The organism is Bacillus sp. N1(2025) (assembly GCF_053470005.1).
The window spans coordinates 205,166-226,593 of sequence record NZ_JBLTJB010000004.1 but is presented as its reverse complement, the minus strand read 5'-3'; the positions used below and the strand labels follow the sequence as shown (position 1 = coordinate 226,593).

Below are 21,428 nucleotides of genomic sequence, written 5' to 3'. Positions count from 1 at the left end.
CTGACATCCGAACCGATATATAACTATAGAAAAAACAAAAGGAGAGTTTCAATGAAAAAAATGGCGATATTTGCGGCTGTACTGCTGATTGCGCTCAGCACGGCGGGATGTGCCGGCAAATCTGAGGAAACGGCGGCCGAAAAAACGAAAACAATCGGCATCATGCTGACAGACAACGGCCTCGGCGACCAATCATTTAATGATTCAGGCTTTCAAGGTTTGATGAAAGCGAGAGACGAGCTCGGCATCACATTTGACTATCGGGAAATAAAAGATACCGGTACATACGAAAAAGGACTGACCCAGCTTGTCCGGGAAGGCAATGATCTTGTTGTGGGGCTCGGTTACAGCATGCAGGCGGATTTAGAAAAGGTCGCCAAAAAATATCCGAAGCAGCGGTTTGTGCTGATTGATTCCGTATCAGACCTGGATAATGTCACCTCCGTCACGTTTAAAGAGGATGAAGGAAGCTTCTTAGCCGGAGCGCTGGCGGCTATGACGAGCAAAACCGGCACGATCGGATTTATCGGCGGTTCAGATGCCGACGTCATTAAACGGTTTAAAAAAGGCTATCTGAAAGGCGCGGAATCAGTCAAACCGAAAATCCGCGTGCTGTCGGACATCAGCGGTACGTTTGATGATGATAAGCTCGGGAAGCGCATCGCCCAAAACATGATCCGAAAAAAAGCCGATGTCCTGTTTACGGCGGCCGGCTTCACGGGCGTCGGCGCACTGAAAGAAGCGGAGGCGCAAAAAGTATACGCCATCGGTGTTGACAGCGATCAATATTACACCGCCGAGCACGCCGTTATCTCTTCTTTAGTGAAAAATGTCGACCATGTCATCTATGAATTGGCGAAAGATTTAAAAGACAACAAGGAGATCAAAAGCGGTGAGATCGTTTACGGACTGAAGGAAAACGGCATGGAATTAGCCAAGATCAGAGTTGTCAAAAACGCAGGCGGGCTGGCGAAAAAGATCACGGATATGAAAAACAGCCTGATTGAAAAAGGAGGCGATCTGAAGTGACATTACGGACAAGGCTGCTCGTTAACGCAGCCGTTACGATGATTTGCTTCGCCGCCGTCATCGGCTTTACCATCGTAAACATGATGAAGATTCAGGCTTCAAATGAAGATGAAGTGGACGCGCTGTTAAACGTCCAGGAAGCAAAAGCTGACCTTAATACGTTAAAAGAAAGCATCACCGGCTATTCCTATACGCTCGCAGACGCCCAGAAAGAAGATGTGCGAAGCTATATGAAAAGCAGCTCAGACAAACTGGCGGCGCTCGAAAAAACGATGACGGACGATGCGGACAAAGCCGCTTATGACAAACTCGCCAAAAAATACGAATCGTGGCAGGCGGAGGCGGACGCTGCTCTTGATTCGAAAAGCCCGGCTGAAGCGACAAGGACGGCGGCCCGCATCAACGGTCTTCTGAATGATATTTATATGCTGAATCTGAAAAGCCGGGATCACTATGAAGACATGCAGAAGCAGACGGCTGACCAGATTCAGTTTATCGTTTACAGCGCAGCCGTGCTGACCATCGTGATACTTGCCGTCACCGTCATATCTTCCATCAGGCTGACGAAGAGAATAGCAGGGCCGATCCGCCGCATGGCTGAAAATGCCCGTCGTATTGCGGGAGGGAATCTTGCTGTTGAAATGCTTGATTATAAAGGGAAGGACGAACTGAAAGAGCTGAATGACTCATTCGGAATGATGGCTGAACAGCTCCGCACCTTAATTCAGGCGATCGGAGAGGTCGGCCGTGAAGTCGAGACGTTTGCGGAAGGTTTGACGAAGGAAAACCAGACGCTGAAGGACATGACCGAGCAGGTGTCCGTGTCGACGGAAGAAATGGCGCAAGGCTCCCAAACCATTTCAGAAGATCTGCAGCATGCGGTGCAATTCATTGAACAAATGGATGAACATTCAAAGGCGAACGCCGAACGTTCAAAACAAACGACGAGAAGCAGCGAAGAGACGATTGCGGCGGTGGCTGCGGGGCGCGGTGCTTTAGCCGAGACCAAGCAAGCCATTGATAAAAGCAATGAGACATCAAAAGAGATTTCCGAAGCCGCCGATCTCTTCATAAAGCATGCGGCAGGCATCAGTATGATGGCGCAGACCGTTTCTGACATTGCGGGCCAGACCAATCTGCTGTCATTAAACGCCGCAATCGAGGCGGCCAGAGCAGGCGAGGCCGGAAAAGGATTTGCCGTCGTTGCCGAGGAGATACGGAAGCTCGCAGACGGATCAGCCAAAGCGACCGCGCAGATTTTCGATATGGTAAAGCAAATTGAAGACGGCATCACGTCTATTACCGGAGCTGTCACGACCGGCGTCGCTTTAGCGGACAGACAGCAGGAGCTGATGGAGAAAACGTCAGAATCATTCGCCCATATTGAACAAAAAGCCGCCCATATTAAAGCGGAGCTTACTCAATTGGATGGACGGATCATCGAATCGAAACAGCTTGGTGAGCAAGTGCTGCATCATGCCGAAAGCATCAGCGCCGTCGTTCAGGAAACGGCTGCAGGAAGCGAAGAGATTTCTGCCTCCGCGCTTGAGCAGCTGTCTTCTTTTCATAAAATGGCGGAAAGCGTCAATAATCTGGTGAGCCTGACAGAGCGGTTAAACGATCAGGTCCGCCGGTTTACTTTGTAACGGGCTTTTGCCCCGCCCCTGATTTTTGCAGCCTAGCATGAGTAACTTCTGAATGAAACACAAATACTGAATATACATGTGTTTATATTTATTCTTTTTCGTGAAAGGTGAAAAAAGAAGGGAGGAATCGGGATGGATGAACAAATTCCGCATGAAAAGGGTCTTGATAATAGTCTGGCTTTATTACGCGATGGGTATGTATTTGTGAAAAAACGAGCGGAGACTTATCGCTCAGATGTGTTTCGCGCCCGTTTATTAGGGAAGACATTCATTTGTATGAGCGGAGCGGAAGCCGCAAAGCTTTTTTATGACACAGAACGATTTCAGCGGCAGCAGGCCCTCCCCAAACGGGTGCAGAAAACGTTATTCGGAACAGGGGCAATCCAGGCAATGGACGGTGAACGGCATAAGCACAGGAAGCTTCTATTTATGTCGCTGATGACGCCGCCCCGGCAAAAACGGCTTGCGGAAGCGGTGGCAAAACAGTGGAAAGCATCTGCGGAAATGTGGAAGGGTTCAAACCGAATTGTTCTTTTTGATGAAGCGAAGAAAGTGCTGTGCCGGGCTGCCTGTGAGTGGGCCGGCGTCCCGCTGAAAGACTCAGAAGTGAAAGAACGGGCGGAGGATTTCACCGATATGGTAGACGCATTCGGCGCTGTCGGACCGCGTCATTGGAAAGGCAGAAGGGCGAGGCTGAAAACGGAGAAATGGATAGAGGAGGTCATTGAGGATGTGCGGTCCGGCAAGCTGCAAACGCCGGAGGGCTCAGCCTTGTATGAAATGGCTTTTCATACAGAACTTGACGGAAACAGACTTGATTCTCACATGGCTGCTGTTGAGCTTATTAATGTTCTGCGCCCGATTGCCGCCATTTCTTACTTCATTACGTTTTCAGCTCTCGCATTGCATGATTACCCTGAATATCGGGGCAAACTGAGATCGAGAGATGATCAGGAGACCGAAAGATTTGCACATGAAGTTCGGCGGTATTACCCGTTTGCCCCGTTTTTAGGAGCCGTTGTGAAAAAAGATTTCGTATGGAAGAACTGTGAGTTTAAAAAGGGTGCATCCGTCATGCTTGACCTATATGGAACAAACCATGATTCCCGGCTTTGGGAGGATCCGAATGAATTTCGCCCGGAACGTTTTCAGGGGCGGGAGGAAAATAAATTTGATTTCATTCCCCAGGGCGGAGGTGATCCGGCTAACGGCCACCGCTGTCCGGGTGAGGGAATGACCGTGGAAGTCATGAAAACTTCCCTTGCGTTTCTTGCCAATGAAATAGAGTACGATGTTCCGTCCCAAGATTTAAGCTTCAGCCTGTCCAGAATGCCGGCATTGCCTGAAAGCGGATTCGTGATAAGTGATGTTAGACGCATATAGAACAAAAAACAGCCCTCTTTCTTCTAAGACAAGAGGGCTGTTTTGCTTTTACAGATGGTCCGGTTTTTTGGAATTCTGGTTTTTTCCCGCCTGCCGGTTTTTTTCGGCAAGCCGGTTCTTTTTCTGATTTACGGCGTTATTGTCCAACGGTTTTTTGTCATCATCTTTCATGCGGCAAAGCCTCCCTTCTGTCCGTTAGGATGCCCGCCCGCATTGAAATTATGGCTTCAGGAAAAAAATCGCGAGCGTGCCCGGCCCGGAGTGGGCGCCGATCGCAGAGCCGATTGAATGAAGAATGATCTCTTTCGGATGGAACGCTTCTTCAATCATTTCCTTCATCCGAAGCGCCGTCTCCTCGTTATCTGCATAGCTGATCCCCACGGTTTGATCCGCCCAATCGCCGCCTTCTTCCTTCATCATTTCTATAATCCGTTTAAACAGTTTCTTTTGTCCGCGCAATTTTTCGAGCGGCACGAGCCTGCCGTCATCCACATGCAGAATCGGTTTGATGTTCAAAAGCCCCCCGACAAAAGCGGACGTTTTTGAAATTCTGCCGCCCCGCGCGAGATAAGCGACATCATCGACCGTAAATATATGTTTCATCCGTGCGCAAAAGCTCTTTACAGACGTTTCGATTTCTTGTATTGTATTCCCGTTAACACAGAGTGTTTGCGCGTGCATCACCGCGAGGCCGCAGCCCAATGAAGCGCATTTGGAATCTACAATCCGTAAATCAAAATCGGGAAATTCCTCTTTTACTTCATTGGCCATCATTACGGCCGTCTGATAGGTGCCGGAAAGACCTGAGGAAAAGGCGACGTATATCGCCGGTTTTCCCAGTTCCGCGTATTGTAAAAATACTTTTTTTATCGTATCCGGTGATGCCTGGGATGTTTTCGGAACTTTCCCGTCCCGCATCGCTTGAAATATATGATCCGCCTGAATGGTGACCGTGTCCTCATATTCGTTTCCGTCAAGTGTTACGTGCAGCGGAATGAACCCGATCCGGTTTTCTTCAATATAAGATTTCGGCAGGTCAGAGGCGCTGTCAGCAATAAGGTGAACTGTCATCATAATTCCCTTCTTTCCGATTGGTGAGAGTGATGCCAACTATATCATATAAATGTGGCAAAATAGTGTTCAAAACTTTGTTTTAAGGGAAAAGCTAATAATGAAAATGAGCGGAGGAGCAAGCCATGGTACTAGAACAAGCAAAAAAATTAGCAATCGTCGTCATCGGCGCGTTTCTGTATGCGGCGGGACTGAATTTATTCCTGATACCGGCGAATGTATATGCCAGCGGTTTTACCGGTGTCGCCCAGCTGCTGTCAAGCGTCGTTGATCAATACGCCCCCTTTTATATTTCGACAGGAGTTCTCATGTTCCTCTTAAACATTCCCATCGGTGTGTTAGGGTGGCTGAAAGTCGGCAGATCATTCACCGTATACAGCATATTAAGCGTAGCGATGACGTCCGTCTTTATGGGAATTCTCCCGGAAATGAGACTGTCGCACGATATTCTTCTGAATACCGTATTCGGAGGAGTCATCTCAGCTATCGGCATCGGTTTAACGCTGAAATTCGGCGCTTCGACAGGCGGTCTTGATATCGTGTCGATGGTGCTGGCCAAATGGAAGGATAAACCGGTCGGCACATATTTCTTCATTTTGAACGGGATTATCATTTTGACGGCAGGATTATTGCAAGGATGGGAGAAAGCATTATATACCCTTGTCGCTCTGTATGTCACAACAAGGGTGATTGACGCCATTCACACCCGCCACATGAAACTGACCGCCATGATCGTTACGAAAAAAGCCGATGAAATCAAAGAAGCGATTTACGGGAAAATGGTCCGCGGCATTACGACGGTGCCGGCAAAAGGCGCTTACACAAACGAACAGAAAGAAATGATGATCATCGTCATCACGCGGTACGAATTGTATGACCTCGAGAAAATCGTGAAAGAAGTCGACCCGAAAGCCTTCACAAACATCGTGCAAACGACGGGGATCTTTGGTTTCTTCAGAAAAGACTGATAGGAGCGGATAGAATGAAGTGGCTGTTTGGCCTGTTATTACCGGTCATTTTACTGATCGGATGCAGCAGTCAATCCGGGCAGAAGGAGCCCGCTGAGGAGGTATCCGGAGAGATGAATGAACAGCAAGCGGAATTAGCCGTAAACCCTGTGCAGACGGATCAGCAGATCGAATTTCAAATGTCTTTAAAAAACAAAAGCGAAAGCCCGATCGATTTCACATTCAGCTCAGGGCAGAAATTCGAATTGACCGTACATGACCAACATAACAAAGAACTGTACCGCTATTCAAAAGACAAAATGTTTACTCAGGCGTTTCAGACCGTGACCTTAATGCCGAATGAAACGTATGACTTTTCAGATGTGTGGAAGAACGTGCCCGGTCCGGGAACATACACGGTGACGGTGACGTTTTTAGGGAAGTCCGATCAGATCGGAAAAAGACTGAAAACGGTAAAAACATTTGAAGTAAAATAAAAAAGCGGCGCCCTCGTCTTAACGGGGCGCCTTTTTTTATTGCAATTTCTCCAGCTGATCCTGAAATTGGTGCAGCTGCTGACGTTCTGCATCTGTCGAATTGGCGTACGCGGAAGATACGGCATTTTTGGCGCGTGAGACAGCTTTTTCCTGATCGCCGTCTTCGAAACCGTTAGCAATCATGACGGCCTGCTGGACAAATGACTTGGCTTGAGAAAACAGTTCGTTTCTCATTAAAAGTCAACCTGCCTTTCAGCCGAATCTTTTGCTGCATCATGCTGTGCTTCCTCTAATGTAGACCGATATGGAAATCTTGCGTCATGAAGACTGACAGAGTCCTTGCCTTGCTGAATAAACCGTTTTGATTTGTTTCGTTTACCCATTGCAATGTCCCCCTTCCATATTTAGACGAGATGAGTCGTCTGTTTTAGTATGGGCGGAAGGCTTTTTGTTATGAGCGGCAAAACCTCACAGGGAGAAATAGGATTTTAAAAATTCGGCGATTCCGTCCGCTTCATTTGATCCCGTGACTCGGTCGGCGGCCTGTTTGACTTCATCCGTGCCGTTTCCCATCGCTACGCCGCACCCGGCAAATCGGAGCATTTCAAGATCGTTGTCTTCGTCGCCGAACGCGATGATCCGTTCTCTCGGCACTTGGTAATAGTCGCTGATTTTCTTCAGGCCGACCGCTTTATTCATCCCGTGTTTAATAATTTCAATCACATGCCAAGGAGCCGCCCATCTTCTGTGGTCAATGACCTCGGCGTGCACATCGGATAAATGCGCGCGTATGTCCGCGACGTCCTCTTCCTTCGCGTGAATCAATACGGACGTCACATCCTCTTGGACTGTTTCGCGCAGATCGCCGAATGTGACATTCGCCGTATTCATATGAAACGCCTCAATTAAATGCTCATCATGATAATGGAAGTACACATCATCAATGATCTCAGCGAGCACATTATGTATTTGATAGGTCTCTGTAAGTTCGGCAAGCTGTCTGACCACATCGACAGATAAGGACGTGTGGTATCGTCCCCATGACTCGTCTTTCGGGTGGTGGACAAATGCCCCGTTAAAATTGACAATCGGCGTTGTCAGCCCGAGCTCGTCATAATACATCGAACTGGAACGGAAAGGGCGGCCGGTTGAGATGCAGACATGATGACCCGCTTCTTTCAGCGTCTGAATCGTCCGCGCCGTTTCAGGGGAAATGGTTTTATCATCTTTTAATAAGGTTCCATCCAGATCTAAAGCGATGAGGTAAGGTTTTGTCTCCATAAATAACTCCTTTTGTCATGTAATTTGCTGTTTTTCTCTTATGTACAGTGTAGCTTTTTACCATCTTTATTGTCTACATGTTACACTTATGATTATGGTTATCCTAAGGAGGGAGTCAACGTGATTCTTATTGATCATCAAACCGTATCAGGCATTCCGTTTTTACATATTGTAAAAGAAGAAAATCGGGACCGTCCCGCTCCCCTTGTTTTCTTTATTCACGGTTTTACAAGCGCGAAGGAGCATAATCTTCATTTCGCTTACCTGCTTGCTGAAAAGGGATTCAGGGCGGTACTGCCGGAAGCTCTTTACCACGGTGAACGCGCTGAACAGCTGTCAGCAGAAGAGCTCGCCGTCCATTTTTGGGACATTGTATTAAATGAAATCGAGGAGCTTGACGTGCTGAAAAAGGATTTTGAAGCGCGCGGTCTGATTAAAGACGGGCGGATCGGTCTTGCGGGCACGTCAATGGGCGGAATTACGACATTCGGCGCGATGGCCGCGTATGATTGGGTCAAAGCCGGCGTCAGCCTGATGGGAAGCCCGAACTATACGGCGTTTTTTCAGCAGCAGATTGACCACATTCAAAAGCAGGACATCGACATTGACGTCACAAAAGAACAGGTCGATGAACTGTTTGCGCGGCTCAAACCGTTTGATCTCAGTCTGGAACCGGAAAAACTCCGGAGCCGCCCGCTGCTGTTCTGGCACGGCGTTCAAGACAAAGTCGTTCCGTATGCACCGACCCGCGGCTTTTATGAAACGATTAAACCTCATTACAGCAGCCGACCTGACCATCTTCAGTTTCTGAAAGACGAACGGGCTGACCATAAAGTCCCGAGATACGCCGTTTTAGAAACCGTCGCCTGGTTCGATAAGCATTTATAAAGCACAAAGGTGTTAACAAAACCCGCTTTTACGTTATACTGAGGAAAAAGGAGTGATGGAACGTGGAAGAAGCATTAAAAGAAAACATCATGGGCGCCTTGGAGCAGGTTGTTGACCCTGAGCTCGGCGTCGATATCGTTAATCTCGGCCTTGTATACGACGTTGATATGGATGACGACGGCCTGACGCACGTTACGATGACACTGACATCAATGGGGTGCCCGCTCGCTCCGATCATCGTCGACGAGGTGAAAAAAGCGCTCGCCGACATTCCGGATGTAAAAGAGACGGAGGTCCACATCGTCTGGAATCCGCCGTGGACAAGAGACAAAATGTCACGCTACGCAAAAATCGCATTAGGGATTCAGTAATAAGAAAATGCACCTCGGATTTTAGGTACATCCTAAAGTTTGGAGGTGCTTTTCTTTTGTCTGCATATAAGCGACAGTGAGGGTTTGTTTTGGATCGCAAACAAACCTTTATATATAAAATTTCATATGAGGTTTATCTTTTTTGTAATAGGACAGTCTGTCTTGGAGTGTGCCTGTGTGGAATTCAAATTTATGCCCATCGGGATCAGTAAAATAAATTGACTTTTGATCTTGTTTATCTCTAGGACGCCCATTTAATATATTTACATTTAGATTTTTTAGCCGTTGATGTATTGCATCAAAATCTTTTGGGTCAATTGTAAAGGCCATATGCGTATAAGATTTATGTATTTCATTTCTTGGTATATCCGCCTCTAAGTTAAGTGCAAGCCAAAGCCCGTTCAGATCAAAATATGCTGTCTTTTGCCCTTTAACCAGGAGTTGTGCATGAAATACTTTTTCATAAAATTCTATAGATCTTTCCAAATTTGAAACAGAAAAAAGAAGATGATTGATTCCTTTTATGTTTATTTTCCCCACCTCATTTAACATGTTTGTCTTAAACAATCCCTTTGGTAATACATCTGCATATATATCGATTATATACTGACTAAAAAATCATTTTAAGGATTTCTGTGTATTTTTTATGCCGTGTGTTTTCCGGTATCGGATTAAAAAGGAAAAAAACGGACGTAAGGCATGATATAATAGACCGGCTGCATGCGAGGGAGGAACCCATGAAGAAAAAATTACTTCTCATTATCCTTAGCATTCTTGTTTATACGGCGCTGTTCGCTGTTTCCGCTTTTCACAAAGAGCCGGAGCAGCAGGCAGGGACAATGACGGATGTCAGCCGTCTCATGCCCGTGAAAATTAAGCAGACGGTCAAAGGAAAAGAGAAAGAAACATTGATCGAAACCATTAAGGAAGCAAAGAGAAAGCATCTGAAGATCTCAATCGCAGGCGCCCAGCACTCAATGGGCGGCCAGACGTATTATGAAGACGGTATCGTTCTCGACATGACGGGCTACAACAAAATACTCGGTCTCGACCGAAAGAAAAAAATCATCAGAGTGCAGGCGGGAGCGACGTGGAATGATATTCAGCGCTATGTCAATCCGTACGGGCTCGCGGTAAAAGTCATGCAATCGCAAAACATTTTTACGATCGGCGGCTCACTGAGCGCCAACGCCCACGGCCGGGATATCCGATACGGTTCGCTGATTGATACGGTCAAATCGTTTCATCTTTTAAAGGCGGACGGCACAATCATCACCGTTACTCCGAAAGATGACCTGTTTTCAGCCGTCATCGGCGGCTACGGCCTGTTCGGCGTCATCCTTGACGCGGATATTGAGCTGACGGATGATGAACTTTATGAAATGAAAACGAAACGCATGAACGCTGATACATACAGTGAATATTTTACGCAGCATGTTCAGCGCAACCCCGCCGTGCGCATGCATCTCGCACGGATCGCAACAGGGGATAAAGGCTTTTTGCATGACATGTATGTGACTGATTACACGCTCTCAGACAATCAGAAAGAATTAAAGCAGCACAATGAACTGAAAGAAGATGAGCATCCGGCGCTGACGAAATTCGCGCTCGGCCTCTCCCGCCGGTATGACTGGGGCAGAAATTGGTTCTGGTCAACCCAGCAGTCTTATTTTCTCACCCAAAACGGCGTGAAAGTCTCCAGGAACAATGTCATGCGGTCAGAGTCGAAATTTTTGGAATATGAAAACACGGACAACACCGACGTGCTACAAGAATACTTCGTGCCCGTCGGCGAATTTGCGCCGTACATTCATGATTTACGCAAGACGCTGTCACATGAAGATCTCAATCTCGTAAATATTACGATCCGCTACGTGCAAAAAAATGAAAAAGCCGATCTGTCATACGCAAAGGAAGACATGTTTTCACTCGTCCTTTTAATCAATGAAGGGTTTTCAAAAGACGGCCAGGCGAGTGCGGCGCGGATTGTCAGAAAAATGACGGATACGGCATTGCGCCACCGCGGCAGTTATTATCTCCCGTATATGCTGTATCAAACGAAAGAGCAGATGCGCGAGGCATATCCGAAAAGCGATATGTTCTTTCAGAAAAAACACAAATATGATCCGGATGACTTGTTTATGAATTATTTTTATCAGAGGTACAAATCATGAAACACAACCATTTAAAATGGCTGATCCTGTCACAGAGCAGTGTCTTTTTTGCCGGCAGCCTGATCTTTCCGTTTTATATTTTATTTATTAAAAACATCGGTTCCAGCTACACGCAATTCGGTCTCTCATACGGCTTGTTCGGCCTGAGCGGCGCATTGATTCATCCGCTGCTCGGCCGGCTGTCGGCAAGACTGGATCCCCGCTGGTTCCTTATGGCGAATTCGTGGGGGATGGCGGTGCTTCTTCTGACGCTCCCGCACATTACCGGCGTGCACCAGGTTTATGTTGTGCAGGTGCTTTTGGGCCTGTTCGGCGCGATGCAAAAACACGGCGAGAAAATCATGATCGCCGATTACACCGACGGCGGGGAGCGGGGAAAAAAAGTCGGCAGCTATCATTTCTGGACGGCCGTATTTTCAGCTGCCGCCATTATTCTCGGCGGGTTTCTCGCTGATTTCTTTACGGTTTATATTATTTTTCACGCCAGCTCCGTGCTGTTTTTTATAAGCGGGCTGATGATGCTGAAGAAAACAGGCTGATCCGATCAGCCTGTTTTTTTGTCAGCGAAAACAGATGGAAAATGAATGAAAAAATATTAAATATACAATTGAATTAATTTTTATTCATGTTATAATGTTAAATAATTTCACAAAAACCAAGAAGGTGAACCCGTTGAAAATAGGTATTATAGGCGCTACTGGTTATGGAGGCGCCGAACTTGTCAGGATTCTTAACCATCACCCTTATGCAGAGGATTGTATATTATATTCATCGAGCGACGAAGGGAAAGAATATGCCGCTTCATATCCGCATTTGAGGAATATAGCGTCACAATCACTTCAGCCGCTTCATATAGAAACGATCCGAAACGAAATTGATGTCATGTTCATAGCCGCGCCGCCCGGCGTCTCCGGAGAGTGGTCGCCCAAGCTGGCGGAGGCGGGCATTCCGGTCATTGATCTATCCGGCGATCTGCGGATTCAAAACCCGGCCGTGTATGAAAAGTGGTATAAGCGGAAGGCCGCTCCGAAAGGAACGATTCAAAGCGCGGTTTACGGTTTAGCTGAACTGCAAAAAGAAGAGATTCAGACTGCAAAGCTGATTGCCAATCCGGGATGTTTTCCGACGGCTGTGCTGCTCGGGCTCGCCCCGCTGGCGAAGAATAAGCTTTTACAAGATTCATTTCTGATTGTTGATGCGAAAACGGGCGTATCCGGCGCCGGCCGAAAAGCATCCATGGGCACTCATTATTCTGAGCTGAATGATAATTTCAAAATTTATAAGGTTAATGAGCATCAGCATACTCCGGAAATTGAACAGCAATTAGCGGCTTGGCAGCCCGGAACAGGCCCGATCACGTTTTCCGCTCATTTGGCGCCGATGACAAGGGGCATTATGGCGACGATGTATACGGAGGCTCCCCCGGGTATGTCTGCTGCACAGGTAAGAGAATTGTATTCCGAATTCTACAAAGATTCATATTTTGTCAGAATCAGGCCGGAAGGTGAATTTCCGGCGACGAAAGAGGTATACGGCAGCAATTTTTGTGATATCAGTGTCACCGTGGATGAAAGAACAAACCGTGCCACCATCGTTTCTGTCATAGATAATCTGATGAAAGGCGCCGCGGGGCAGGCGGTTCAAAATTTAAATATCATGAATGGCTGGCAGGAAGAAACGGGACTTACGATGACGCCAGTCTATCCATAGAACGAAAGAGGGATTCAAAAATATGATTCAGCTGAGTGAGGAAATCACGAAAATAAAAGGCGGCGTATCCTCGCCGAAAGGGTTTGAGGCAAAGGGCGTGCACTGCGGTCTGCGCTATTCAAAAAAAGATCTCGGAGCGATTATCAGTGAAGCGCCTGCAGTCAGTGCAGCGGTATATACGCAGAGCCATTTTCAGGCAGCGCCGCTGAAAGTGACGCAAGCCAGCTTGAAAAAAGAGGGTGTGCTTCAGGCGGTTATCGTCAACAGCGCAATTGCCAATGCCTGTACGGGAGACCAAGGATTAAAGGACGCCTATGAAATGCGGGACGGCTTCGCGAGCCAGCTCGGCATTGAGCCGGAGCTTGTTGCGGTTTCGTCAACCGGGGTGATCGGCGAGCTTTTAGATATGAAAAAAATTCAAGCGGGCATTGAACAGCTCGGTCAAGCGCCGTCCGTGTCCGGAGCATTTGAAGAAGCCATTTTGACGACGGATACAGTGACGAAACAGACGTGTTATGAACTGGTGATCGGCGGAGACATCATCACGATCGGCGGAGCGGCGAAAGGCTCCGGCATGATCCACCCCAACATGGCGACAATGCTCGGCTTTGTCACAACGGACGCGGCCGTGGAAGAACAGTCGCTCAAAAACGCGCTCAGAGAGATTACGGATGTTTCATTTAACCAAATCACCGTTGACGGAGAAACATCGACGAATGACATGGTGCTTGTGATGGCGAACGGCTGCGCGGGGAATGATTGCCTGACGGAGCAGCACCCTGACTGGCCGGCATTTAAAAAGGGGTTAAAGCTTGTATGCGAAGATCTTGCCAAAGATATTGCCAGAGACGGTGAAGGAGCGACGAAATTAATTGAAGCCAGAGTCGAAGGCGCGAAAAATAACCTTGAGGCGAATATTATCGCCAAAAAAATCGTCGGCTCAAGCCTTGTGAAGACCGCCGTTTACGGCACTGACGCCAACTGGGGGCGCATCATCGGCGCCATCGGGCACAGTGCGGCAAGCGTAACGGCCGAACAAGTGGAAGTTTTCCTCGGCGGTCAGTGTCTGTTTAAACACAATGAACCTCAGCCGTTTTCGGAAACTGATGCCAAGGAGTACTTATCAGGTGATGAGATTACGATTGCAGTCCGCCTGCAGGAAGGCTCCGGCAGCGGCCGGGCATGGGGCTGTGACTTAACTTATGATTATATCAAAATCAATGCGAGCTATCGCACATAACAAAGGGGAGCGGCATGAAGAAAACCATCGTTTTTAAGTGCGGCGGAAGCGTAATCCGCGAGTTATCCGCCGATTTTTTTCAAAGTGTAAAAGAGCTTATGCAATCGGGCTGGAACCTTGCCGTCGTGCATGGAGGCGGCCCGGACATTTCAAGAATGCTGAAAACATTGCAGATTGAAACGGAATTTGTCGATGGACAGCGGAAAACGACCAAACCGGTGCTGGAAACAGCGGAAATGGTCTTGTCAGGGACGATCAATAAATTTTTCGTAACCGAACTCGCGAAAAACGGCCTGAAAGCCGCGGGAATATCAGGAAAGGACGGCGGTCTCCTTCAAGCATCTTACCTTAATCAAGACAAATACGGAGAAGTCGGCGAAATACAAAAAACCGATCCGTCAATCATTCACGCATTAATGAAAGAAGGCATCATTCCCGTTATCGCTCCGCTTTCCATGACAAGTGATTTCGAAACGCTGAACGTCAATGCAGACGCCGCGGCATCGGCCGTCGCTTCAGCCTTACACGCCGATAAACTTTTATATGTCACGGATGTCGAAGGAATTATGGACGGAGAGAACAGGCTGGATACTTTGACGCCGCAAGAGATTCAGGCCCTCATCGATGGCGGCGTGATTTCAGGAGGGATGATTCCGAAGGTAAACTCGGCATTATCGGCACTGAGTGAAGATGTCGCGGAAGTGATGATCGTAAACGGAAAAGGAGCGTTTTTCACCAATCAAGTCTTCCGAGGAACAAAAATCGTCAAAGAAAAGGAGAGCGTGTCATGAGCAGCCTATTTCAAACCTACAGCCGCTGGCCTATCGATATTAAAAAAGCGAAAGGGACAATCGCAGAGGATGAAAACGGAAAAACGTATCTTGATTTTATTCAGGGCATCGCCGTTTCCAATCTCGGCCATTGTCATGATGCGGTGACAGAAGCGGTGAAAGAACAGCTTGACAGCGTATGGCACGTTTCCAATCTGTTTGAAAATGATCTTCAGGAAAAAGCCGCGGCAAAGCTTGCCGGACATAGCGAGGGGGATCTCGTTTTCTTCTGCAACAGCGGAGCCGAAGCGAATGAAGGCGCCATTAAACTTGCCCGTAAAGCAACGGGAAAGACAAAAATCGTAACATTCCATCAATCCTTTCACGGACGGACCTATGCGGGGATGGCCGCCACCGGACAAGACAAAATCAAGACCGGTTTCGGACCGATGCTCCAAGGCTTTCACTATCTTCCGTTTAATGATCCGTCGGCATTCAGCACGCTTTCAAAAGAGGATGATATCGCCGCCGTCATGCTTGAGACGGTGCAGGGAGAAGGGGGAGTCAATCCCGCCGATCCGGAATTCATCGAAGCCTTACAGACATTTTGCAAAGACAAACAGGCGCTGCTTATCGCAGACGAGATTCAAACCGGAATCGGCCGGACGGGCAAGGCATTCGGCTATGAGCATTTCGGCATCTCTCCGGACATCATCACTGCTGCGAAAGGGCTTGGAAACGGTTTTCCCGTCGGAGCCGTGATCGGCAAAAAGAAGCTTGGAGACGCCTTTACGCCGGGTACGCATGGTACGACTTTCGGCGGCAATAAGCTTGCCATGGCAGCTGTGAAAGCAACCTTGGACATTGTGTTTCAGCCGGACTTTCTCCAGGCGGCGGCAGACAAAGGCTCTTTTTTAAAAGCGCAGCTGAACCGTGAACTGACAGGGCCTTTTGTAAAAGAAATCCGCGGAAAAGGGTTATTAATCGGCATTGAATGCGCAGGTCCCGTGTCCGGCATTATCGGAGATTTGCAGGAACGCGGACTTCTCGTGCTTCCGGCCGGACCGAATGTCATTAGGCTGCTGCCGCCGCTTACAGTTTCTGAAGAAGAAATGCTGTCGGCCGTCAGTATGCTGAAAGCAGCGATCGAAGCGCATTCGGCAGTGAAACGGTAATTTTTTTTCGATATAAGGGTATAAAAATTCATGTTTTTAATTAATTATTCATCAAGAGGTGGGCTTTAGATGAAAGGCTATTTAGTATTGGAAGACGGAACATCATTCGGCGGTGAACTTGAAAAAGAGGCCCGCTGTGTTGGCGAAGCGGTTTTTTTCACCGGAATGACGGGCTATCAGGAAGTGCTTACTGACCCGTCATATAAGGGTCAGATCGTCGTCTTTACGTATCCTCTGATCGGAAACTACGGAATTAATGAAAAAGACCTCGAAAGTAAGATTCCTCAAGTCAAGGCTGTTGCCGTCTATGAAGCGTGTGAACATTTTTCTCACCATGAAGCAGTTTCAAGCTTGAGAGAGTATTTAAATAAATGGAACATCCCGCTCTTAACCGAAGTGGACACACGGGCCGTCGTCAAAACCATCCGCTCCGGCGGCACGATGAACGCTGCCGTGTCAACAACAGGAGAGATTCCCGCAGCATCCGGAACAGAAAACCCGGCGGAGCTGGCGCAGTCTGAAGACATCACGTCAATGGGAAACGGAGACCGGCATATTGCGCTGATTGATTTCGGTTATAAAAAATCAATCGCCTCGTCACTTGTAAAGCGCGGCTGTAAAGTAACGGTCATTCCGTATCAGCAGATGAACGCCGTTTATGACATTCAGCCTGACGGAATCGTGCTCTCAAACGGCCCGGGCGACCCGAAAGCGATTGCGCCGTACATGAACCGGATTAAGGCTTTACTGAAGGCTTTCCCCGCACTCGGCATTTGCCTCGGGCATCAGCTGATTGCCCTGGCTTTCGGAGGAAATACGTATAAGCTGCCGTTCGGCCACAGGGGTGCCAATCATCCCGTCATTGACCGGAAAACGAAACGGGTGTTTATGACAAGCCAGAACCACAGCTATGTCGTTGATGAAGCATCAATTGACGAGAACGAGCTGTCCATCAGATTTCATCATGTCAATGATACATCAGTGGAAGGGCTCATTCATAAGCGCCTTCCCGTATTAAGCGTCCAGTTCCACCCTGAAGCTCACCCCGGACCGGCTGAGAGCGAGTGGATATTTGATGAATTTCTAGAGAAAGTGATACCAGCAAGGAGAGAAATCGCTCATGCCTAAAGATACAACCATTTCCAGCATATTAGTCATCGGCTCCGGCCCCATCATCATCGGCCAGGCGGCAGAATTTGATTATTCAGGAACGCAGGGCTGCATGGCTCTGAAAGAAGAAGGATACCGCGTTATTCTAGTCAACAACAACCCGGCAACGATTATGACGGATGAGGCGTTTGCCGATGAAATATATTTTGAACCGCTCACAACCGACAGCATCGAGGCCATTATTGAAAAAGAAAAACCGGACGGTCTGCTTGCCAATTTGGGGGGCCAGACGGCATTGAATTTAGCCGTTAAGCTTGAAGAAGCAGGCGTGCTGAAGAAGCATCACGTCAAGCTTTTGGGAACATCGGTGGAAACCATTCAAAAAGGCGAAGACCGGGAGCAGTTCCGCGCCCTGATGAAAGAGCTCGATCAGCCCGTTCCGGAAAGCGAAATCGTCGACAACGAAGAAGACGCCCTCCGTTTCGCTGAGTCTATCGGATTTCCGGTCATTCTGAGACCGGCGTACACGTTAGGCGGAAAGGGAGGCGGAATCGCGAAAACGAAAGAAGCATTTCAGACGCTTATTAAACAGGCGCTGTTAGCAAGCCCGATCAGCCAATGCCTCGTCGAAAAAAGCATCGCCGGTTTTAAAGAAATCGAATATGAGGTCATGCGCGACAGCAATCATACATGCATCACCGTCTGCAATATGGAAAACATCGATCCCGTCGGCGTGCATACAGGAGACTCCATCGTCGTCGCACCGTCCCAGACGTTAACGGATGAAGAATATCAGATGCTGCGTTCAGCAAGCCTGGCGATTATTTCGGCGCTGGATGTGGTCGGCGGCTGCAACATTCAATTTGCGCTGGATCCGTTCAGCAAACAGTACTATGTCATTGAAGTGAACCCGCGTGTCAGCCGTTCATCGGCCCTCGCGTCAAAAGCGACCGGCTACCCGATTGCCAAAATGGCGGCGAAACTTGCCGTCGGCTATACGCTCGACGAACTGAAAAATCCGCTGACGGGCTCTACTTATGCAAGCTTTGAACCGGCGCTTGATTATGTCATCGTCAAATTCCCGCGCTGGCCGTTTGATAAGTTTAAACATGCCGATCGCACGCTCGGAACGAAGATGAAAGCGACGGGAGAGGTCATGGCGATCGAAAGAAATATGGAAGCGGCCATTCAAAAAGCGGCGGCCTCCCTTGAGCTGAAAACGATCGGCACCCGCCTGCCTGAACTCGGCGGCTGTACGATCAATCAGCTGTGGGAATTAGCGGTAACGCCGGATGACCGGAGATTTTTCGTCGTCATGGAACTGTTAAGCCGCGGTGAAACGATAGAAGACATCCATGCCAAAACGAAAATTGATCCGTTTTTTCTCCATGTATTCCGAAATATCATCACATTGGAAAACAAGCTGATGGAAGAAGGGGATCATCTGTCTGTCCCGCTTTTAAAGCAGGCGAAGGTAAAGGGCTTCACGGATGTCATGATCGCATCTCTCACGGGAAAAACGGAAGAAGACATCCGTGCTCTCAGAAAGAAATCAGGCATCGTCCCGTCGTTTAAAATCGTAGATACATGCGCCGCTGAATTTGATGCCAAGACGAATTATTTCTACTCCACCTACCTCGGGGAAAGCGACGGAGATATCAGCCGAAAAGAGAAAAAACGCGCCCTCATCATCGGCTCCGGCCCGATCCGCATCGGTCAGGGAGTGGAATTTGATTACAGCGCCGTCCACGGCGTTCTGACCCTGCAAAAGCTGGGGTATGAAACGATTATGATCAATAACAATCCGGAAACAGTAAGCACGGATTATGAAATCGCCGACCGGCTTTATTTTGAACCGCTGACGACAGAACATATTTTGAACGTGGCGGAACATGAAAACATTGATTTTGCCATCGTCCAATTTGGGGGGCAGACCGCGATCAATGCCGCTGAACCGCTGGAAAAAGCGGGCATTCCGCTGCTCGGAACATCCTTTGAAACCCTTGATGCGCTGGAGGATCGGGATCTGTTTTATCAGCTGCTTGATGACCTTGGCCTGAAACATGCCAAAGGCGAAACCGCTTATTCAAAAGAAGAAGCAACGGAAAAAGCAAGCCGAATCGGCTACCCCGTGCTGATCCGTCCGTCTTATGTCATCGGTGGGATGGGCATGATCATCGTTGATTCAGAAGCGCAAATGTCAGAACTGCTGGAAAATGAAGCGGGCATGCCGTATCCGATTTTGATCGATCAGTACATTACAGGAAAAGAATTGGAGATCGATCTGATTTCCGACGGACATGAAGTATTCGTGCCGACTTACACAGAGCATATTGAACGCGCCGGCGTCCATTCGGGCGACAGTTTTGCGATTCTTCCGGGTCCGTCTGTCACACCTGATATGCAGCGTAATATAAAAGAGGCCGCAGAAAAAATCGCGGTAAAACTGGCTTTTAAAGGCATCATGAACATTCAGTTTGTCATTGATGACAAAGGAGATATTCTCGTTCTTGAAGTGAACCCGCGGGCAAGCCGCACAGTTCCTGTCGTGTCTAAGGTGATGGGGGTGCCGATGATCCCGCTTGCCGCCAGATTGCTGGCCGGCGCTTCCCTTAAAGACCTCAAGCCCGAGGTTCAAAATCAGCACGGAACGGCAGTGAAATTCCCGGTTTTTTCTTCGCACGCCATTCAGGATGTGGACGTAAAGCCCGGGCCGGAAATGAAGTCGACCGGAGAAGGCATGTGTGTCGCGTTTGACGCAGAAAGCGCCCTGAAAAAAATCTATGCGCACGTCTGGGAGAAAAAAGGCAGCATCTATCTGGAAGGCTGTGATGCGGAATTGGAACGTCAGGCTCAAGAGGCGGGATTTACGGTATGCAAAGATGCGTTCCCGGCATGGGCAGAGCGAAAGGATAAAGCGGTCCATATCAATTTCAATCACTCTGAAGAAGCGCGTAAACAACGGATCGAAGCCATGACGCACGGCGTGACGGTCTTTACTGAACCGGAAACCGTAAAGGCATTTTTAGCAAGCGGCTCTGGCAAACCTCAGCCTGTATCGCTCAAAGATCTTTATCAAAAGGAAGTGGCATCATGCACACAATAAAAGCGGAACACACATTAACCCATTTGTACGGCAAAGATTTTCTTTCCTTAAAAGATGTCAGCCCGTCAGACATCAATGCGCTTTTGACAGAAGCTTCATTATTAAAACAACATCCGATACAGCCGATTTTCCAAGGGAAAACATTGGCGATGATTTTTGAAAAATCTTCAACCCGCACACGTGTGTCTTTTGAAGCGGGAATGGCCCAGCTCGGGGGAACGGGACTATTTCTTTCAAGCAGCGACCTGCAGCTTGGGCGGGGGGAGACGGTCGCGGATACGGCGAAGGTGCTGTCCGGATTCGTTGATGCCATAATGATCCGCACCTTTGAACATGAAAAAGTCGAAGAGCTTGCTGAGCATGCTGATATTCCCGTCATAAACGGGCTGACCGACCGGTATCACCCGTGTCAGGCACTCGCGGATCTGTTAACGATACAAGAAATAAAAGGAAAACTGAAAGGAGTAAAAGCCGCCTATATCGGTGACGGAAATAATGTAGCGCATTCACTAATGATCGGCTGCGCAAAAATGGGCTGTGACATTGCGATTGCTTCGCCGAAAGGCTATGAAGTAGAGGAAGAGGCGGTGAATGCCGCGAAAGAAGCGGCGGCTGTTTCCGGAGCGAAAATCACCCTTACCGAAAATCCGCAGGAAGCGGTGCGGGATGCAGACGTGATTTACTCCGACGTCTTCACGAGCATGGGGCAGGAGGAAGAGACGCAGCAGCGGCTGAATGTGTTTGCCCCGTATCAAGTCAACGCCTCACTCGTCAGTCTCGCCAAACCTGACTATACATTTTTGCATTGCCTGCCCGCGCATCGGGAGGAAGAGGTCACGTCCGAGATTATCGACGGCCCGAACTCTGCGGTATTCCAGCAGGCGGAAAACCGGCTTCACGCGCAAAAAGCGCTCCTGAAAGCTCTTCTTTACAAACAGGATGAACAAAAAAACCGCTGAATCTCATCAGCGGTTTTTGATATTTCTCCGCATACAAGCACATACTACATAAAAAAGAAAAAGGAGGAAAT

General features: G+C 48.4%; 22 protein-coding genes. 16 read left to right on the top strand and 6 right to left on the bottom strand.

Features of this window, described 5'->3' with window-relative positions:
- Positions 1–51 precede the first annotated feature (51 nt).
- The 3 genes from ACNFN4_RS11535 to ACNFN4_RS11525 all read left to right on the top strand — a co-directional run bounded on the left by ACNFN4_RS11535 (position 52) and on the right by ACNFN4_RS11525 (position 4,058).
- Complete coding sequence (locus ACNFN4_RS11535) at positions 52–1,029, top strand: BMP family lipoprotein (RefSeq protein ID WP_267542930.1); 978 nt, start codon at positions 52–54, stop codon at positions 1,027–1,029.
- Entirely contained in the window at positions 1,026–2,675 is a 1,650-nt protein-coding gene (locus ACNFN4_RS11530) for a methyl-accepting chemotaxis protein (protein ID WP_276351121.1), read from the top strand. Before ACNFN4_RS11535 ends, ACNFN4_RS11530 begins: the two co-directional genes overlap by 4 nt.
- A gap of 132 nt (positions 2,676–2,807) precedes the next feature.
- Positions 2,808–4,058: a cytochrome P450 gene (locus tag ACNFN4_RS11525; protein ID WP_448200186.1), complete on the top strand. Its 1,251-nt coding sequence runs from the start codon at positions 2,808–2,810 to the stop codon at positions 4,056–4,058.
- 48 nt (positions 4,059–4,106) lie between these two features.
- Here ACNFN4_RS11525 and ACNFN4_RS11520 read toward each other — a convergent pair whose 3' ends face one another.
- Both ACNFN4_RS11520 and ACNFN4_RS11515 read right to left on the bottom strand, forming a co-directional pair.
- Positions 4,107–4,229: a hypothetical protein gene (locus ACNFN4_RS11520; RefSeq protein WP_003155105.1), complete on the bottom strand. Its 123-nt coding sequence runs from the start codon at positions 4,227–4,229 to the stop codon at positions 4,107–4,109.
- 48 nt (positions 4,230–4,277) lie between these two features.
- A complete protein-coding gene (locus ACNFN4_RS11515; RefSeq protein ID WP_419690862.1) occupies positions 4,278–5,129 on the bottom strand; it encodes a DegV family protein in 852 nt (283 codons plus the stop codon).
- Positions 5,130–5,254: 125 nt separating this feature from the next.
- On the opposite strand from ACNFN4_RS11515, the gene ACNFN4_RS11510 reads away from it, so the two are divergent.
- Positions 5,255–6,097 carry a YitT family protein gene (locus ACNFN4_RS11510; protein WP_007610547.1) on the top strand — a complete coding sequence of 281 codons (843 nt, stop codon included), beginning with the start codon at positions 5,255–5,257 and terminating at the stop codon, positions 6,095–6,097.
- A 14-nt stretch (positions 6,098–6,111) separates the two neighbouring features.
- Positions 6,112–6,573, top strand: coding sequence for a BsuPI-related putative proteinase inhibitor (locus tag ACNFN4_RS11505; protein ID WP_105937880.1), 462 nt, complete (start codon positions 6,112–6,114; stop codon positions 6,571–6,573).
- Positions 6,574–6,609: 36 nt separating this feature from the next.
- Here the strand turns inward: ACNFN4_RS11505 and ACNFN4_RS11500 are convergent, their stop codons facing one another.
- The 3 genes from ACNFN4_RS11500 to ACNFN4_RS11490 form a co-directional block, all read right to left on the bottom strand.
- A complete protein-coding gene (locus tag ACNFN4_RS11500) occupies positions 6,610–6,807 on the bottom strand; it encodes a DUF3813 domain-containing protein (protein ID WP_003155097.1) in 198 nt (65 codons plus the stop codon).
- On the bottom strand, positions 6,807–6,956 hold the full coding sequence (locus ACNFN4_RS11495; protein ID WP_003155094.1) for a hypothetical protein: 150 nt from the start codon (positions 6,954–6,956) through the stop codon (positions 6,807–6,809). Before ACNFN4_RS11495 ends, ACNFN4_RS11500 begins: the two co-directional genes overlap by 1 nt.
- 85 nt (positions 6,957–7,041) lie before the next feature.
- A complete protein-coding gene (locus ACNFN4_RS11490) occupies positions 7,042–7,854 on the bottom strand; it encodes a Cof-type HAD-IIB family hydrolase (protein WP_007610550.1) in 813 nt (270 codons plus the stop codon).
- A 120-nt stretch (positions 7,855–7,974) separates the two neighbouring features.
- Here ACNFN4_RS11490 and ACNFN4_RS11485 point away from each other — a divergent pair, with 120 nt between their 5' ends.
- Both ACNFN4_RS11485 and ACNFN4_RS11480 read left to right on the top strand, forming a co-directional pair.
- Complete coding sequence (locus ACNFN4_RS11485) at positions 7,975–8,742, top strand: prolyl oligopeptidase family serine peptidase (RefSeq protein ID WP_014417394.1); 768 nt, start codon at positions 7,975–7,977, stop codon at positions 8,740–8,742.
- A gap of 62 nt (positions 8,743–8,804) precedes the next feature.
- The gene (locus tag ACNFN4_RS11480; RefSeq protein ID WP_003155088.1) at positions 8,805–9,113 is read left to right on the top strand and encodes a metal-sulfur cluster assembly factor; all 309 of its coding nucleotides are present in this window, start codon (positions 8,805–8,807) and stop codon (positions 9,111–9,113) included.
- A 108-nt stretch (positions 9,114–9,221) separates the two neighbouring features.
- On the opposite strand, the gene fosM is transcribed toward ACNFN4_RS11480, so the two are convergent.
- Positions 9,222–9,665 (bottom strand): FosM family fosfomycin resistance protein, encoded by a 444-nt coding sequence (gene fosM / locus ACNFN4_RS11475; protein WP_014417395.1) that lies wholly within the window; start codon positions 9,663–9,665, stop codon positions 9,222–9,224.
- Positions 9,666–9,850: 185 nt separating this feature from the next.
- Here fosM and ACNFN4_RS11470 point away from each other — a divergent pair, with 185 nt between their 5' ends.
- The 9 genes from ACNFN4_RS11470 (at position 9,851) to argF (ending at position 21,357) form a co-directional block, all read left to right on the top strand.
- A complete protein-coding gene (locus tag ACNFN4_RS11470) occupies positions 9,851–11,287 on the top strand; it encodes an FAD-binding oxidoreductase (protein WP_014417396.1) in 1,437 nt (478 codons plus the stop codon).
- Complete coding sequence (locus ACNFN4_RS11465; protein ID WP_014417397.1) at positions 11,284–11,826, top strand: MFS transporter; 543 nt, start codon at positions 11,284–11,286, stop codon at positions 11,824–11,826. Before ACNFN4_RS11470 ends, ACNFN4_RS11465 begins: the two co-directional genes overlap by 4 nt.
- 133 nt (positions 11,827–11,959) lie before the next feature.
- Complete coding sequence (argC, locus tag ACNFN4_RS11460) at positions 11,960–12,997, top strand: N-acetyl-gamma-glutamyl-phosphate reductase (RefSeq protein ID WP_014417398.1); 1,038 nt, start codon at positions 11,960–11,962, stop codon at positions 12,995–12,997.
- 22 nt (positions 12,998–13,019) lie between these two features.
- On the top strand, positions 13,020–14,237 hold the full coding sequence (gene argJ / locus ACNFN4_RS11455) for a bifunctional ornithine acetyltransferase/N-acetylglutamate synthase (protein ID WP_410980072.1): 1,218 nt from the start codon (positions 13,020–13,022) through the stop codon (positions 14,235–14,237).
- Positions 14,238–14,251: 14 nt separating this feature from the next.
- On the top strand, positions 14,252–15,028 hold the full coding sequence (gene argB / locus ACNFN4_RS11450; protein ID WP_410980073.1) for an acetylglutamate kinase: 777 nt from the start codon (positions 14,252–14,254) through the stop codon (positions 15,026–15,028).
- Positions 15,025–16,182, top strand: coding sequence for an acetylornithine transaminase (locus ACNFN4_RS11445; RefSeq protein WP_029973152.1), 1,158 nt, complete (start codon positions 15,025–15,027; stop codon positions 16,180–16,182). Before argB ends, ACNFN4_RS11445 begins: the two co-directional genes overlap by 4 nt.
- 69 nt (positions 16,183–16,251) lie before the next feature.
- The gene (locus tag ACNFN4_RS11440) at positions 16,252–17,310 is read left to right on the top strand and encodes a carbamoyl phosphate synthase small subunit (RefSeq protein WP_014417402.1); all 1,059 of its coding nucleotides are present in this window, start codon (positions 16,252–16,254) and stop codon (positions 17,308–17,310) included.
- The gene (locus ACNFN4_RS11435; protein WP_448200185.1) at positions 17,303–20,398 is read left to right on the top strand and encodes a carbamoyl phosphate synthase large subunit; all 3,096 of its coding nucleotides are present in this window, start codon (positions 17,303–17,305) and stop codon (positions 20,396–20,398) included. Before ACNFN4_RS11440 ends, ACNFN4_RS11435 begins: the two co-directional genes overlap by 8 nt.
- On the top strand, positions 20,386–21,357 hold the full coding sequence (gene argF / locus ACNFN4_RS11430) for an ornithine carbamoyltransferase (protein ID WP_012117275.1): 972 nt from the start codon (positions 20,386–20,388) through the stop codon (positions 21,355–21,357). The genes ACNFN4_RS11435 and argF overlap by 13 nt, the downstream gene beginning before the upstream one ends.
- Positions 21,358–21,428: the final 71 nt, after the last annotated feature.

What these genes read in the sequence shown, in the direction of transcription:
- ACNFN4_RS11535 (WP_267542930.1), top strand. Translation starts at nt 52, where the DNA reads ATGAAAAAAATGGCGATATTTGCGGCTGTACTGCTGATTGCGCTCAGC.
- ACNFN4_RS11525 (WP_448200186.1), top strand. Translation starts at nt 2,808, where the DNA reads ATGGATGAACAAATTCCGCATGAAAAGGGTCTTGATAATAGTCTGGCT.
- ACNFN4_RS11520 (WP_003155105.1), bottom strand. Translation starts at nt 4,229, where the DNA reads ATGAAAGATGATGACAAAAAACCGTTGGACAATAACGCCGTAAATCAG.
- ACNFN4_RS11515 (WP_419690862.1), bottom strand. Translation starts at nt 5,129, where the DNA reads ATGACAGTTCACCTTATTGCTGACAGCGCCTCTGACCTGCCGAAATCT.
- ACNFN4_RS11510 (WP_007610547.1), top strand. Translation starts at nt 5,255, where the DNA reads ATGGTACTAGAACAAGCAAAAAAATTAGCAATCGTCGTCATCGGCGCG.
- ACNFN4_RS11505 (WP_105937880.1), top strand. Translation starts at nt 6,112, where the DNA reads ATGAAGTGGCTGTTTGGCCTGTTATTACCGGTCATTTTACTGATCGGA.
- ACNFN4_RS11500 (WP_003155097.1), bottom strand. Translation starts at nt 6,807, where the DNA reads ATGAGAAACGAACTGTTTTCTCAAGCCAAGTCATTTGTCCAGCAGGCC.
- ACNFN4_RS11495 (WP_003155094.1), bottom strand. Translation starts at nt 6,956, where the DNA reads ATGGGTAAACGAAACAAATCAAAACGGTTTATTCAGCAAGGCAAGGAC.
- ACNFN4_RS11490 (WP_007610550.1), bottom strand. Translation starts at nt 7,854, where the DNA reads ATGGAGACAAAACCTTACCTCATCGCTTTAGATCTGGATGGAACCTTA.
- fosM (WP_014417395.1), bottom strand. Translation starts at nt 9,665, where the DNA reads ATGTTAAATGAGGTGGGGAAAATAAACATAAAAGGAATCAATCATCTT.
- ACNFN4_RS11470 (WP_014417396.1), top strand. Translation starts at nt 9,851, where the DNA reads ATGAAGAAAAAATTACTTCTCATTATCCTTAGCATTCTTGTTTATACG.
- ACNFN4_RS11465 (WP_014417397.1), top strand. Translation starts at nt 11,284, where the DNA reads ATGAAACACAACCATTTAAAATGGCTGATCCTGTCACAGAGCAGTGTC.
- argJ (WP_410980072.1), top strand. Translation starts at nt 13,020, where the DNA reads ATGATTCAGCTGAGTGAGGAAATCACGAAAATAAAAGGCGGCGTATCC.
- argB (WP_410980073.1), top strand. Translation starts at nt 14,252, where the DNA reads ATGAAGAAAACCATCGTTTTTAAGTGCGGCGGAAGCGTAATCCGCGAG.
- ACNFN4_RS11445 (WP_029973152.1), top strand. Translation starts at nt 15,025, where the DNA reads ATGAGCAGCCTATTTCAAACCTACAGCCGCTGGCCTATCGATATTAAA.
- ACNFN4_RS11440 (WP_014417402.1), top strand. Translation starts at nt 16,252, where the DNA reads ATGAAAGGCTATTTAGTATTGGAAGACGGAACATCATTCGGCGGTGAA.
- ACNFN4_RS11435 (WP_448200185.1), top strand. Translation starts at nt 17,303, where the DNA reads ATGCCTAAAGATACAACCATTTCCAGCATATTAGTCATCGGCTCCGGC.
- argF (WP_012117275.1), top strand. Translation starts at nt 20,386, where the DNA reads ATGCACACAATAAAAGCGGAACACACATTAACCCATTTGTACGGCAAA.